Below are 13,016 nucleotides of genomic sequence, written 5' to 3'. Positions count from 1 at the left end.
CGGGCACCATAGCCCAAATGACCAACGATAACCAACAAGGAGAATTGGATGTACGATCGGGTTTTCTCGCCGCTCAAAATTCGCTCGGTCGAGGTGCCAAACCGCATTGTCCGTCCCGCGCATGTAACGATGCTGGCCACGCGCGAGCCTGTCACCGACGATCTTATTGCCTATCATCTGGAGCGTGCGCGTGGTGGTGTCGGTCTCTCTATCCTTGAAGCCTGCTCTGTCCACCCATCGTCGTACCAGTCGCTGATCAATTGGGACGATTCGGTCATCCCGCACTATCGCAAGTTGGCGAGCGCCATCGCTCCCACTGGCATGAAACTGTTTCAGCAACTCTGGCATGGCGGCCATATCCTTGCACCGGCTGACGGGAATCCGCCCTGGGCGCCATCCGAAGTGACGGCCCGCCACTCGACGTGCCCACCGCTGGAGATGACGACTGATCAGATTGAAGAACTGGTGGTGGCGTTCGGCGCCGCCGCGCGACGCGTCGAGGCTGGCGGCCTCGACGGCATTGAGCTTCACGCGGGCCACGGTTATCTCGTGGCGCAATTCCTCTCGCCGGTTCTGAACCAGCGTAACGACCGCTACGGTGGGTCGATTGAAAACCGGCGACGCTTCCTGCTCGAGACTTTGCGGGAGATCCGTGCGCAAACAAGCGCGGGTTTCCCGGTGGGAATGAGGATCAGCGAGAGCGGCGATCCGGCTGTGTTTCCAATCGAGGAGGCCAATGCCGTCTGCAGGCTCGTCGAGGATGAAGGGCTGATCGACTACATCAACATCTCGCATAGCGACTATTACGACACGATTGAAGTCATCGCGGGGATGGAAAGTCCTGTAGGATACCAGCTCCCCACTGCGCGACGTATCGGTCACGGCCTGAAGGTTCCGCGCCTGGTCTCCGGCCGGTTCGGGACGCTGGACGATGCCGAGCAGGCGATCCGCGCGGGCGACGCCGACCTCGTCGGTATCGTTCGCGCGGCAATTGCAGATCCTGACCTCATCAAAAAATCACGGGAAGGCCGCGCGACCGAGGTCCGGCCCTGCATCGCGTGCAATCAAGGGTGCGTCGGGGGCGTGATGGCGGAGGGGCGGATCGGCTGTGTCGTCAATCCAGCGGCCGGACGTGAAGGCACGTTGGCGGAAAGCCTGCTTGATCGATCGACACCACGGCGCAAGGTCGTCATCGTGGGTGGCGGCCCCGCAGGAATGGAGGCCGCCAGGGTTGCGGCGTTGCGCGGGCATGAAGTCATCCTGTTCGAGGCAACGCCTTCGCTCGGCGGAATGATTAATCATGCGCGCCGGTTGCCCAAACAGCAGGCGATCGGCGACATTACCAACTGGCTGGAGGCGGAAGTCTACAGGCTGGGGGTTGACGTCCGGCTATCGACCTATCCGGATGCGGATGAGGTGCTGAGCGAAGTGCCCGACGCCGTTGTCGTCGCGACTGGCGCGAGCAAACTCGAGGGGCCCATAAGGCAGGTCGCGCATCCGGCGACCGAGGTGCGGGTCGCGCCCGGTGCAATCGTGATGGATGCGATAGATCTGCTCGATAGCAAGCGAAACGATCTCGGCAGAAGCGCAGTGGTTGTCGACGATGTTGGCCACTATGAAGCTATTGGCTGTTGCGAGGAGCTTTTGAACCGCGGGATGGATGTCATATACGTCACCCGCCACGGCAGCTTCGCACCACTCGTCCAAGCCACGATGCGTGACACAAGCGCGCTCAAGCGGCTATACAAGCTGGGTAAGTTCAACATAGTGACGCAGGCTTTCCTCGCTGCCGCCGAGCCGGGATGGGCCACCGTGCAGACCCTTATAGGCGAGCGGGCCGACGTCATCCCCGCCGATGTCGTGATCAGGGTCGATTTCCGGTCATCGGCCAACACGCTTTGGCGCGAACTGCGCGAGCGGGTGAAAGATATCCATCTCGTCGGCGACGCTAAATCGTCTCGGACCCTGCAAACGGCCATTCGCGAAGGTCATGCCGCGGGGCGTGCCGTGGGTTGAACGGCGGTTCCGCTGTGCCACGCACGCGGCGACAGCCGAAAACATCCAATTCCAGTGATGCGCCGAACACCCATCTTGGCTGAACTATTGGGTGTGGCAAGCGCAGCATTACTCAAGTCGCCAACACGAAAAATTTAACTGGGGAGATAAAATGAAAAGCTTCAAGAGTATTCGATTTTCGCTGCTCATCGGCAGCGTTTGGATGGCCACACCCTCGCTTGCTCAGCCGGTGCGGACTGACGCTCGATCCTCACAGCCCGATTCCGTTGCGGGCGGAGCGAATGAAGGCGCAGAAACGGGAGACATCATCGTCACCGCGCAGCGGAAGTCTGAAAGCCTGCAGAATACGACGATGGCGGTGACCGCCGTGACGGCTGAAGCCGTTCAAACGCTGGGACTGACCCGTGTCGTCGATATCGCAGCGATTACGCCCGGTGCCAGCTTTACAACGACGCTAGGTTTTTTTGCCCCGCATATTCGCGGCATCGGCGCTGATTTCGTGTCGGTCGGCATCGAAACTCCGGTCGCGGTGTATGAGGACGGCGCGTATCTCACGCGCACGCTTTCCGTAAACGAGATCATAGACAATTTCGACATCGGGAGCATCCAGGTACTTCGCGGTCCCCAGGGCACGCTCTACGGTCGCAACGCCACGGGTGGCGTGATCATAATCAACAGCGCAGATCCCACCGACAAGGTTGAAGGCCGCGTGCGCGGCGAGATTGGCAATCTCAAGCATCGCCAGTTGGCCGGCGTGATAAACATGCCAATTGGCGAAGACCTCGCCCTGCGCGTCACCGGTGGCTACAAGCACGACGGTGGTTTCGTCCGCAATCTCATAACCGGCGACAAGGTTGCCGGTGGATCACGCACATACAATATTCGTGGCAAGCTGCGCTGGAAACCCGGTAACGCGGACATCATCCTGGGCGGTCAATTTTATGACACGCGCGCCTATCTGAGCTCGCTCGTGGCATTGGCCCGCAATGATGACACCTGCTTCGCCTGCAATCTGGCGCCCGGCGTCGTGCGGCCTTCGGTCGGTTTCTACGAGACTCAGGCGGTCTCCACCATTCAGCCGGTGCGCACGAGATATTACGGTGCCAATCTGAGCATGACTTTCGACATGGGCAATTTCACCCTGTCTAGCGTGACGACATTCCGTCAACAAAAGACAGCAGACAGTTCGTCCGATCAGGATTATACGCCACTGCCGCTCTTCGAATTCGCGGTGCCACGGTCCGGCGGTAAATCCTACACGCAGGACCTTCAGGTCTCATCGAAACTCGAAGGAAAGTTCAACTATCTTTTCGGCCTGAGCTATCTGCATGACAAAGGCTTTTTCAACCCGGCCTTCCTCGGCAATTTCTTTGGCGGCGACTTCAATCCCGCGACGGCCGCAGGATTCAAGAATACTGCAACGACCAAGTCCTACGCGGCCTTCCTCGAAGGCTATTATAACCTGACCGATGAGTTGAAGGTCACGGTCGGCGGGCGCTATACCTATGAAGATCGCAGCGGACGGGGCGAAACGAATGCGAAGCTTGCGGCCGCATTCGGCCTTCCCGGCGCGTTCAGCTTCGACCTGCACACGTCGCAGCGGGCGTTCACTCCACGGTTCGTGCTGGCATGGGACAATGGGCCGACCAATATCTATTACAGCTTTACGCGCGGCTTCAAGGCCGGCGGTTTTCCCGGACCATATGCCGCACCGGTTGCGCCCGTTCAGCCTGAAAAGATCTTCAGCCATGAAATCGGTATCAAGCAGTCGTTTCTCAACAATCGGGCTCACCTGAACACCGCGGTGTTTTATGCCAAGAACAAGAATCAGCAGGTTCAGACGCTCGATTTGAACTCGGGCGGCACGCTAACCGGCAACGCCGGCGCGATGGAGAATTACGGTGTCGAGGCAGAGGCGCAGATCACCCCCATAAACGGCCTGAAACTTGGCCTCAGCGGTTCGTGGCAGCATGCACGCTACAAACCGTTCCACAACGCCGCGCTCGTCTGCTATAATCCGGCCCTGAACACTCCTACGGCACCCGGCGCGACGCTGTTCCCATGTCCGATCGATCTGTCGGGCACGGTGCCGCCATTCGCTGCGGAATGGTCGGGTTCGGTCAATGCAAGCTACAATTTCGCCGTTGGGTCATGGACGGCCCAGCTTGCGGGTCTGGCTACCTATCGTTCGGCGATCGACTTCCTGCCAGGGGCTGGCGGTCAGCTGCGCGCCGACCACGACAACCAGCTCTTTCTCGTGAATGCGTCGGGCTATGTCAGCCCTCCGGGCGAGAATCTGCGCGTGGGCTTCTATGCCAACAACGTGTTCAACAAGGCCTATCCGGCCTATGTGCAAACCGCTCAGCCCTATGGGGTCTACTATAACGCCGCCAGGCCACGGACATATGGTTTGCGTCTCGAATATGCGTTTTAATATTTGAAGGGCTTTAGACGTGGGCGGCGGTCGTTCGTTTGGCAACCGTTCCACGCCATGGCCTCTCGTGCGGCAGAGCCGCTTTCAACGAAGTCAGGTCTACACCACACCCGGCGCGGTGTCCGCTTACGCACCGAAACTAGAGAATAGGTTATGGATTTCGGCAAGCGACGGCGGCTCGATGCCATCGCGGATTCGATGGAGCGCGTGGCCAGCCACTATGAAATTCGTGCCAGGGGACACTTTCCTCAGCGACGATGCCGCCGCCCAGCTGCGCTATCTGATTGTGAACCGGTCGGAGAAAGAGTGGAAAATACCGCCCCGTGAGCGGCCATGGCCAAGGCTCAGGCCGTCATCTTCGGCGAGTACTTCATCAAGGCCATGGCGGCGTAATGTCTAACCGCGCGCCTCCTGACAGTCCCCCTTGCCTCGCCTTTGCGCGAGGCTTGTCGTGTCTTGCGCTGACAGGCGCGGTTGTAGATGCGCTGCGAACCGCCGCCACGCGGGATGAACTGGCGCGCCTCATGGCGTCCGTCACGCGCGAGATGAAATTCCGCTATTATGCGCTTGTTCATCACGATGATCTCAGGACGCCGCAGCCCAATCTCGTCGATCTGAAGGACTATCCGCTACGCATCGCCGAGCGGCTCTTTGGCCAGCACCGATATCGGCGTGATCCCGTCATACGCGGTTGCATTTTCGCCGACGGCGCCTTCCTCTGGTCTGATCTATCGCGGTTCATCCATCTGGATCGTCACGATCGCGCGAGTTTTGAAATGGGCGCCGCCGAGGGACTCAACGAGGGCATCACCGTTCCCTATGTTCGGCTTGGCGATCGCATGGGATCTTGCACGTTCGCGGGTACGCAACGCCCCGAACAGGCACATCAATTTCTTGGCGCCGCGCAGATGATCGGCATCTTCGCCTTCCAAGCCGCATGCAAGCTGGTGTCCGGCGCGCGATCGATGGCCACGACGTCGCTCAAGCTGCACCCTAGACCTCGGGACTGCGTCGTCCTTGCCGGCCGCGGCTATTCAAACAAGGAAATCGCTCGAGCACTTTGCCTGACGCCGCGCACGGTTGACGGCTATCTCACCGAAGCGCGACGCCTCTTCGACGCCCACGATCGCACCGAACTGGTCGTCGGCGCGGTGCTTGCCGGCGAGGTCGGCCTCCACGAACTCGCGCGTCGTCAACCCGAGTAATCGCTCGGTCTATTTCCACGTCTCGGTCGCTGCTCCCTTCGTGCTCGGAATTCACGAACAGGAGCACGACATGATCCACGTCATCGACAACCACTTGGCGGCCGAGAACCGGCCGCTGCTCCAATCCATGTTCGCCGACCGCAAGCGTCTCTTCGTCGACCTGTTCGGCTGGGATGTACCCGTCGTCGACGGCCAGTATGAAATCGACCAGTTCGACAACGCCGATACGATCTACCTGATCGTCGCCGACGACGACGGCGGGCACGCGGCGTCGATCCGTCTGTTTCCGAGCACCCGACCGCATATGCTCGGCACGCTCTTTCCGCATCTCTGCCCGTTCGGCGTGCCGGTCAACGAAGCGACCTGGGAAAGCACGCGGCTGTGCCTGCCCCAGCGGCATGGGGCGGAGCGTCGTCGCGAGCTGCGCAACATGCTCTTCTCCGCGATGGTCGACGTCGCGCTCGATCGCGGCATCGAGCGCTATACCGGCGTCATCCCGGACCCGTTCCGCAAGGAAGTGCTCGCAATGGGCTGGCAGGCCGAGCCTCTCGGACCCGCCGTGCGCATTCCGGGCGGACCGATCGGCGCCTTCCTCATCCACATCCGTCCGGACACGCCCGAGCGGCTTCGCTGGACGGGGGTCTATGCGGACGCCGCCGATCGGATGCCGGCGTGAGCGCCGCGGTCGATCGCCACGCCGCGATGCTGGCGCGCGATGGCTGGTGCGTGTTCGGGCGCGCCGTCGAGCCAGCCCTGATCACCGGTATCGAGGTGGATCTGAACCCCCGCTTCGCGGCGACGCCGCTGTGCCAGGGTGTCTTCTATGGCGAGCGGACGAAGCGCTTCGGGTCGTTGCTGACCCGCTCGCCCGCGATCGAACGCCTGGCGATACATCCGCTGATACTCGAGATCGTCGAGCAGATGCTCCTGCCATGGTGCGAGCGGATCGCGCTCAATCTCACCCAGGCTATCGAGATCCATCCCGGCGCGCTGCCACAGCTGCCACATCGCGACCAGGATATGTGGCAGGGTCCGAAGGGCGGTCTCGAATATCTCGTGAACGTCATGTGGCCGTTGACTGCGTTTACGGGGGCAAATGGCGGCACCCGGCTATGGGCCGGAAGCCAGTTCGACCAGGACGTTCCTGCCCTTCCTGAAGAAGAATCGGTCGTGCCGACCGTGCTGCCGGGTGACGCATTGATTTTCCTCGGCTCGACCCTTCACGGTGGCGGCGGCAACGCCAGCACTGAGCCAAGGCGCGGTATCGTCATCAGCTATTGTCTCGGCTGGCTGAAGCCCTTCGAGCTGCAATGGCTAGTCTATCCGCCAGAGGTGGCACGCCACTTCTCGCCGGAACTGGCCGCGCTTGTCGGCTACTCACAGCATCGGCCCAACCTTGGTAATGTGGAAGGGCAATGCCCGTCCATCCTGCTCGGCGACCATGTGCCCGACCATCTTCCGGCGATCGATGCGCTTCGGCCTGACCAGGCCGACGCGGCGGCGATGTTCGTCCGGTCGCAGATGGGCGAGCTCGGCTGAGGTCGTTGGGGGTGAGCCTGTCCGATCCCGCCGCCCATGAGGCCATTCTCCGAAGGGGACGCGGCGCGCTGGCCTGGGAAGTGCTTCGGCGCGACCCGGCCTACCGTGCGGCCTACGCCGGTCTGCCGGCCCTGCCGCCGACCGGGGCGGCGGCCGATGCCGACTTCGTCGCGCACTGGGGGCTGCACTTTCCCTGAGGATCCGGCCCGGACGTGCGCCTCCGTGCTGCCGATATGGTCGGCGGCCGTTGACCCGCGCGTGCTCGCGGTGCGTGCTGTGAAGCCTGATGGCATGGGTGCACCGCTCTTCGACGCACTATCAGCCGACACGTGGATGTTGAAGGGACCCGGCGGGGAACATTTGCTGATTGACCGTGGCGGCGAATTTATTCGGCTGGACGTGGTCGATGGCACAACGGCGGCGGGGCCGGTCAAGCTTCACTTCGATCTCGCCAATGACGACCGTCTCGATGCTCGGGTCGCCGCGATCCGCGCGCTTCGCGCTACGGCGCCGGCCGGCCCCCGGCATATGCGACTGGCCCGAAGGCTGTTCGCCCTGCAGGCGGTGGATGCCCGCAATGCGGGCATAAGCCTGAAAGAGACGGCCGATTTTCTGCTCGGACCTGGCGACTGGCCTGGAGAGGGTGAACATCGAAAATCACATGTGCGGCGACTGATCATCACCGGCGAAAAGATGGTCCGCGCGGGGCCGCGTGCGATCCTTTCAGGATCCGACCGCTATTCCGTGATCGGCTGCACCAGATCAGCGGGCATCGCATCGACCGACTGAGCCAGCATCCAGATCGAAATGGCGGTTGGGTTGCGCTGTCCGCGCTCGAGCCAACCGATATAGCTCTGCGAAAATCCTGATTTCTCGGCGACGGCTTCCTGAGTCAGCCCTTTGCTCTTCCTCAGTCGAGCGAAATTGCTCCCAATCACCTTCCGCATGTCCATCGACCTACGGTCGAGGAATTGCCTTCCGCCGGTTATTCATTATATTTAATATTCCTGGAGACGACGACCTGCGTGAGTAGCGAGATGGGGACAATTGATCGTTTGGCGCCGTCTGGCGATATGGCCGTCGACTATGATCGACACCATCTGGCGCTTTATGCCGCATTGCTCGAAGCCGATGATGCCGGCGGCGACTGGCGGGACGCCGCGTCCTCGTTGATGCAGCTTGATGTCACCGACTCCGACGCCGAGGCCTGCTGGCGTTCGCATCTCGAGCGGGGGCGCTGGATCGTCGGTGACGGTCTCGGTATCGCGATTGATGCGTTCAGCGAGCGCAGGTCCGCAATCATAGCAGAATAGAGCGGGCGCCTCGCACGTTCGTGCGACCGCGCTCTACTCCGACCATCGCTGACGCGCCGGTCTCCGCCGAGCCCCTGATGGGTCTCGGTAGGGTGGGCGCGAGATGCCTCTTTCGAGGACGCCCCAGCGCCTCCCCCCGAACCGTGCTTGCACCTTTCAATGCACACGGCTCTCCATCCTGCCGGGCATCCGACCACCGTGATGAGCAACATGGCATTTGCGGCAAAGGACGATTGTCCTGCGTCGCCGCGCCGATTGCTTCCACGATGTCAACTGGTCGCGCCGTTTGTCTTTCAGGCGGTTGGGATGATGCATCTCGAACGGACCCTCGGTATCCCCGCACGCCTCGCATTCTTCTGGACTTTGCGCGATGCGCGAGCCGATCGTCATGGTATCGACGATGGGATTGTCCCATGTCTTCACGACCAGATGCTTCAACTTCCACATCCTATGGACGCGCGGTTCGCCCCGGACCACGGTTGTGACGCCATAGTCCGATCCCATTTTCAGATATTTCAGGGCGCCTTCGGCTTGTGCGCCGCCGGGACGCTACTGTCGCCAACAAGCTTCTCAGAATGACCAGCTCAAGCTTGTCGAGCGACGATTTTACGCCATCGGCGATCGCATAATAGTTGGCGAAGCCACAGAACTCCGAGTTGTAGGCAATGATGATCTCCGCGACACTGGAGTCGAGGAACTGCGGACGCGCCCGGCCATTCCTCTTGTCGAGGTTGCCGAGCTTTTTCCGCCTGCAGAACGCATAGACCCGATCCCGTGGCACCCACAGCTTGATATTCCCCCGCCTCGGCCGACGAAGGACGCGACGCGTCCCACCCCCGACCTTCGGACGTCCCGCCAGCGTGCCGGCGGAACGCAACGTGAAGGCGCATACATGGAAGCCAAGGAACGGCGATCCCTTCGACGCATCACGAACCCCGGTTTTCTCCGGTGACACCGCCAGATTAAGCCGCTCAGCGAGGAAGTGCTGTATATCGGCCATGATCCGGACGGCGTCCGCCTTGCTGCCGATCACACCGATGAGGAAGTCGTCGGCATAACGGCAATAGCGCAGGCGGCGGAAGTCGGGGTCCATGTTATCGACGGACGGTAGCTTCCGTCGATCTTCTTTGATGGCTTCGATCCGAGCCAGACAGGCCCGGACCTCCGCCTCATCCGCACCATTGGCACGGATTGCATCGATCTTCTTGCGAAGAACGGCGATCTGGTTGGATCGGGCGACATAGGCGGGGTTGGCCCGCCGTTTGCCGCCCTTGTCGAAGCCCGCCCGCATTTCCTCCATGAACAGGTCCAGCTCATGAAGATAGATGTTGGCGAGCAGAGGCGAGATGACCCCGCCCTGTGGCGTGCCGCTGTAGGTTCGCTCGAACTTCCAGTCGTCCATGCAGCCTGCCTTGAGCATCGTCCCGATCAGACCGATGAACACTGGATCATCGATCCGCCGGGCCAAGAGGCTGAGCAGGATGTCATGGTCGATGTTATCGAAGAACCCGCGAACATCCACTTCGATCAGAGCCATTTCACGCCCGTCCAGGTATTGCGGATCTCTTCGAGAGCCGTGTGGCAGGAGCGACCCGCGAGGAACCCATGGCTGTGCTGCGAGAACACAGGCTCATAGATCGCCGCGAGGATCATTCTCGCCGCCTCCTGAACGATACGATCATCCGCCGTAGGAATGCCCAATGGGCGCATCTTACCATTACCCTTGGGGATATAGACCCGCCGCACCGGACGAGGGCGGTAACGGCCTTCCGCCACGCGTTCGACCAAACGATCAAGCCTCGCCAGCGTCATGCCGTCGAAGGTCTGACCGTCCACTCCCGGCGTCATGGCACCCCGGTTCCGGGATACCCTGTTATAGGCCCGCTCATAGAGGCAGCGGGTCCGCATGAGGCGGTGGAGACCATTGATCCGCTTGCCCGCCCGCGACAGGGCCGGAAGCTTCTCGATCCGTCTCAGGATAGTAGCGGTCTGCATCAGCAGTCCCTTTCCGTTGATCCATCGAGTTCACAGAACTGCCGTCCTTCGCCCGGATGCAGCGGATTTCGACGAGGATCGCTCCCGCTTATACCGCTGTCCCGTCCGCCTCGCGGCGGCTGTCCCGGCCATTACACCGGGCATTCGACTACTATGACGGCTCCGTCGCCATGCAGGTCCGAACAAGCCGTCCTGTTTAGGCGATCCCGCAGTTGCGCGAGTGAGGAGTCGCGGTGGGTGTAGGTGCCCCGTTCGTTTCCTTGATCCCCTTACCGGGGCTGTGCCGCGCGGACTGACAGCGATTCGCTCGGCCGTGCTCCTCGCTCCGCTCGGGATGGTGTGACAGCCGCATTCACCATCGCCCACCTATTGGCCACTGGAACCTGGGATTCAGACCATCCAGTCTTCACCATGCGCACCTTGCCCGTTGGTCAACTGCCGGGCTGCGGCGCCCGACTTCGATCCATTCCCCGACATGCTATGGTCCCGTTTCCCTTTCGGAATCTCAGCCGGTTCATCACCGGCACCGGTAAGTCGGTTGGGCATAAGCTACGTCAGCAAGCTCAGTTCATACGAACACTCCTTCTTCCTTCTTCGCGCCACAGCGGCGCACGCCTCACGGTGACATGGGGTAACAGCGGGGTCGCTGATTCGATCGCCTCGGATAATCTCGCCCTGTCTGGTAAGGAGGCAGGAATGGGACAATTCGTAGGTCTAGATGTGTCGGTGAGAGAGACGAGCGTTTGCGTCGTCGACGATGCTGGGAACGTACTGCATGAATCGAAGGTTCGCTCGACGCCGGCCGCGATAGCCGGTGCCGTGAGGAAACATGCGCCGGACGCGAGACGCGTCGGCCTGAAGGCCGGCGGGGCGAGTAACTGGCTCTGCCGAGAGCTCGCCGATGCGGGGTTGCCCGTCATCCATATGGAAGCGCGCCATGCGCATCGAGCATTGTCGATGCGCATCAACAAGACGGACCGGAACGATGCCCGGGGCCTCGCCGACTTGATGCGCGTCGGCTGGTTTAAGCCAGCACATGCCAAAACCGCCGAGAGCCACCGCCTGCGATCTGCGCTTCTATCGCGCAAACGTCTGATCGACATCCGCCGGCACATGGAAAATCAGTTGCGCAACATCATCAAAACGGCGGGCGCAATATTGGGCAGTACGGCCGGTCGCGGCCTTTTGAAAAAAGTTGAAGCTGCCTGCGAAAAGGATCCTTCACTTGAGCTTATCTGCCGGCCCTTGATGACGGTCATCGCGACCGCTCGCGCGCAGGCCGCCGAATATGACCGGCTGCTTCGTTCTCTGGCCCGCCAAGACCTGACGGCTCGTCGCATGATGACGGTTCCCGGTGTCGGTGTAATGACGGCGTTGGCATTCATCAGCACCATCGACGATCCTACCCGTTTCAGAAGGTCATCCGATGTTGGAGCATTTCTCGGCCTGACCCCGCGTCGCCATCAGTCTGGAGAAATGGATTGGTCGGGTCGAATATCAAAGCAGGGTGATGGCCTGGTGCGAACCTATCTCTATGAAGCTGCGTCCGTGCTCATCAGCAAAATTACACGCTGGTCGAAGCTGAAGGAATGGGGCGTCCGACTTGCGAAAGCGTCCGGTCATGGCAAGGCACGGATCGCAGTGGCTCGAAAAATGGCGATCATTCTTCATTGTATCTGGGTCGACGGCACCGAGTTTGAATGGACCGATCCGGTCACGGCCTAAGTCTCTAGGTTCAGCAGCTCCGTTCACGCGAACGGATCGTCCGGCCAGGACGATGGGGACGGTAACCTTGCAGCGATCGTAGCGGGCTCTGCACCGCGCCGGTAACACTGAGGCGCCTATCCGACGAAGCCCATGATGAGGCGGCTATGCCGACCTCGGAAAGAACGATGAGCCTGGCTAGACAATTCGCCGCGTAGCGCAGGGGGAATTACGCGAGCGGGGAGAAATGCTGATGACCCTCGTGGACGTGCTGGTCGTCTTCGGTGTGCTCGTCGGTTGGCGAAACCGATAGCATGTTGAGCGATCCAAATCGGACTCCTCGTTCGGCGCAGATGCGGTTCGCAAATGACCGGACGTCGGAAACGGCGCCTTTCAGGATGATCGTCTCGAACGAGTGGAAATGATCGAGGCGAAGGACGGTGCTCGCCCCGACAATATCGTGATGAGCGTGCTGCATCTCGGCGATCCGCTGCGGTAATGCTCTGACGCGTCGATCGAACATGTAGGAAAGATTGGCGACGCAATGGCCATCACCGCTGGCGTCGGCGCGCCATCTCTCGATGCCGTCGCGGACCAGATCACGCACCGCTTCGGATCGGCTACCGTAAAGCCGCTCGCGCGCGATTTCATCGAGCGCGTTGCTCAACGTGTCATCGATCGAGATCGTTACTCTCTGCATCAGATCCTCAAGCCATGTTCGGTGATTTGATAAGTACGCATCCGATAGGGGCCGCCTTGTTCTGAAGTGTCCGGCGTCGGAGTTAGCGCGAGTGCAAGCGTGGAGGTTTG

14 protein-coding genes and 1 pseudogene are annotated in these 13,016 nt (G+C 61.1%); 10 read left to right on the top strand and 5 right to left on the bottom strand.

Annotated elements, in window-relative coordinates; genetic code table 11:
* Positions 1-48: 48 nt before the first annotated feature.
* The 8 genes and pseudogenes from AAC640_RS12735 (at position 49) to AAC640_RS12700 (ending at position 7,983) form a co-directional block, all read left to right on the top strand.
* Positions 49-2,016: an oxidoreductase gene (locus tag AAC640_RS12735; RefSeq protein ID WP_340266836.1), complete on the top strand. Its 1,968-nt coding sequence runs from the start codon at positions 49-51 to the stop codon at positions 2,014-2,016.
* 91 nt (positions 2,017-2,107) lie between these two features.
* The gene (locus tag AAC640_RS12730; RefSeq protein ID WP_340266835.1) at positions 2,108-4,450 is read left to right on the top strand and encodes a TonB-dependent receptor; all 2,343 of its coding nucleotides are present in this window, start codon (positions 2,108-2,110) and stop codon (positions 4,448-4,450) included.
* A gap of 225 nt (positions 4,451-4,675) precedes the next feature.
* A pseudogene (locus tag AAC640_RS12725) lies at positions 4,676-4,843 on the top strand (IS256 family transposase); the annotation flags it as partial.
* A gap of 53 nt (positions 4,844-4,896) precedes the next feature.
* Positions 4,897-5,655 (top strand): LuxR family transcriptional regulator, encoded by a 759-nt coding sequence (locus AAC640_RS12720; protein ID WP_340266833.1) that lies wholly within the window; start codon positions 4,897-4,899, stop codon positions 5,653-5,655.
* A gap of 70 nt (positions 5,656-5,725) precedes the next feature.
* Positions 5,726-6,331 carry an acyl-homoserine-lactone synthase gene (locus AAC640_RS12715; protein ID WP_340266831.1) on the top strand — a complete coding sequence of 202 codons (606 nt, stop codon included), beginning with the start codon at positions 5,726-5,728 and terminating at the stop codon, positions 6,329-6,331.
* On the top strand, positions 6,328-7,194 hold the full coding sequence (locus AAC640_RS12710; protein WP_340266829.1) for a phytanoyl-CoA dioxygenase family protein: 867 nt from the start codon (positions 6,328-6,330) through the stop codon (positions 7,192-7,194). The genes AAC640_RS12715 and AAC640_RS12710 overlap by 4 nt, the downstream gene beginning before the upstream one ends.
* Positions 7,195-7,205: 11 nt before the next feature.
* The gene (locus tag AAC640_RS12705; RefSeq protein WP_340266827.1) at positions 7,206-7,391 is read left to right on the top strand and encodes a transcriptional regulator domain-containing protein; all 186 of its coding nucleotides are present in this window, start codon (positions 7,206-7,208) and stop codon (positions 7,389-7,391) included.
* Positions 7,392-7,485: 94 nt separating this feature from the next.
* Positions 7,486-7,983, top strand: coding sequence for a DNA -binding domain-containing protein (locus AAC640_RS12700; RefSeq protein ID WP_340266825.1), 498 nt, complete (start codon positions 7,486-7,488; stop codon positions 7,981-7,983).
* Here AAC640_RS12700 and AAC640_RS12695 read toward each other — a convergent pair.
* Positions 7,932-8,141, bottom strand: a complete 210-nt coding sequence (locus tag AAC640_RS12695; RefSeq protein ID WP_243451920.1) for a helix-turn-helix domain-containing protein — start codon at positions 8,139-8,141, stop codon at positions 7,932-7,934. The two genes, AAC640_RS12700 and AAC640_RS12695, sit on opposite strands and share 52 nt — an antisense overlap.
* 78 nt (positions 8,142-8,219) lie before the next feature.
* On the opposite strand from AAC640_RS12695, the gene AAC640_RS12690 reads away from it, so the two are divergent.
* The gene (locus AAC640_RS12690; RefSeq protein ID WP_340266821.1) at positions 8,220-8,507 is read left to right on the top strand and encodes a hypothetical protein; all 288 of its coding nucleotides are present in this window, start codon (positions 8,220-8,222) and stop codon (positions 8,505-8,507) included.
* Between the two features lie 156 nt (positions 8,508-8,663).
* Here AAC640_RS12690 and AAC640_RS12685 read toward each other — a convergent pair whose 3' ends face one another.
* The 3 genes from AAC640_RS12685 to AAC640_RS12675 are packed head-to-tail and all read right to left on the bottom strand — an operon-like array spanning position 8,664 to position 10,502.
* Positions 8,664-8,945 carry an HNH endonuclease gene (locus AAC640_RS12685; RefSeq protein WP_340266819.1) on the bottom strand — a complete coding sequence of 94 codons (282 nt, stop codon included), beginning with the start codon at positions 8,943-8,945 and terminating at the stop codon, positions 8,664-8,666.
* Between the two features lie 10 nt (positions 8,946-8,955).
* Positions 8,956-10,044: a reverse transcriptase/maturase family protein gene (locus tag AAC640_RS12680; protein WP_340266817.1), complete on the bottom strand. Its 1,089-nt coding sequence runs from the start codon at positions 10,042-10,044 to the stop codon at positions 8,956-8,958.
* Positions 10,035-10,502 carry a reverse transcriptase domain-containing protein gene (locus AAC640_RS12675; RefSeq protein WP_340266815.1) on the bottom strand — a complete coding sequence of 156 codons (468 nt, stop codon included), beginning with the start codon at positions 10,500-10,502 and terminating at the stop codon, positions 10,035-10,037. Before AAC640_RS12675 ends, AAC640_RS12680 begins: the two co-directional genes overlap by 10 nt.
* A gap of 696 nt (positions 10,503-11,198) precedes the next feature.
* Between AAC640_RS12675 and AAC640_RS12670 the strand changes: the two genes are divergently transcribed.
* Complete coding sequence (locus AAC640_RS12670; protein ID WP_340266813.1) at positions 11,199-12,227, top strand: IS110 family RNA-guided transposase; 1,029 nt, start codon at positions 11,199-11,201, stop codon at positions 12,225-12,227.
* 208 nt (positions 12,228-12,435) lie between these two features.
* Here the strand turns inward: AAC640_RS12670 and nikR are convergent, their stop codons facing one another.
* Positions 12,436-12,906: a nickel-responsive transcriptional regulator NikR gene (nikR, locus tag AAC640_RS12665; protein WP_340266810.1), complete on the bottom strand. Its 471-nt coding sequence runs from the start codon at positions 12,904-12,906 to the stop codon at positions 12,436-12,438.
* Between the last annotated feature and the right edge of the window lie 110 nt (positions 12,907-13,016).

The sequence above is a fragment of the Sphingobium mellinum genome (assembly GCF_037860795.1).
In the GTDB taxonomy this organism is placed as follows: Bacteria; Pseudomonadota; Alphaproteobacteria; order Sphingomonadales; family Sphingomonadaceae; genus Sphingobium; species Sphingobium mellinum.
The sequence above is the reverse complement of the archived record's forward strand: the minus strand, read 5'-3'. Positions and strand labels throughout refer to the sequence as shown.

Coding starts and splice junctions, on each gene's coding strand:
- AAC640_RS12735 (WP_340266836.1), top strand. CDS start 49: ATGTACGATCGGGTTTTCTCGCCGCTCAAAATTCGCTCGGTCGAGGTG.
- AAC640_RS12715 (WP_340266831.1), top strand. CDS start 5,726: ATGATCCACGTCATCGACAACCACTTGGCGGCCGAGAACCGGCCGCTG.
- AAC640_RS12700 (WP_340266825.1), top strand. CDS start 7,486: ATGGGTGCACCGCTCTTCGACGCACTATCAGCCGACACGTGGATGTTG.
- AAC640_RS12695 (WP_243451920.1), bottom strand. CDS start 8,141: ATGCGGAAGGTGATTGGGAGCAATTTCGCTCGACTGAGGAAGAGCAAA.
- AAC640_RS12680 (WP_340266817.1), bottom strand. CDS start 10,044: ATGGCTCTGATCGAAGTGGATGTTCGCGGGTTCTTCGATAACATCGAC.
- AAC640_RS12675 (WP_340266815.1), bottom strand. CDS start 10,502: ATGCAGACCGCTACTATCCTGAGACGGATCGAGAAGCTTCCGGCCCTG.
- AAC640_RS12670 (WP_340266813.1), top strand. CDS start 11,199: ATGGGACAATTCGTAGGTCTAGATGTGTCGGTGAGAGAGACGAGCGTT.
- nikR (WP_340266810.1), bottom strand. CDS start 12,906: ATGCAGAGAGTAACGATCTCGATCGATGACACGTTGAGCAACGCGCTC.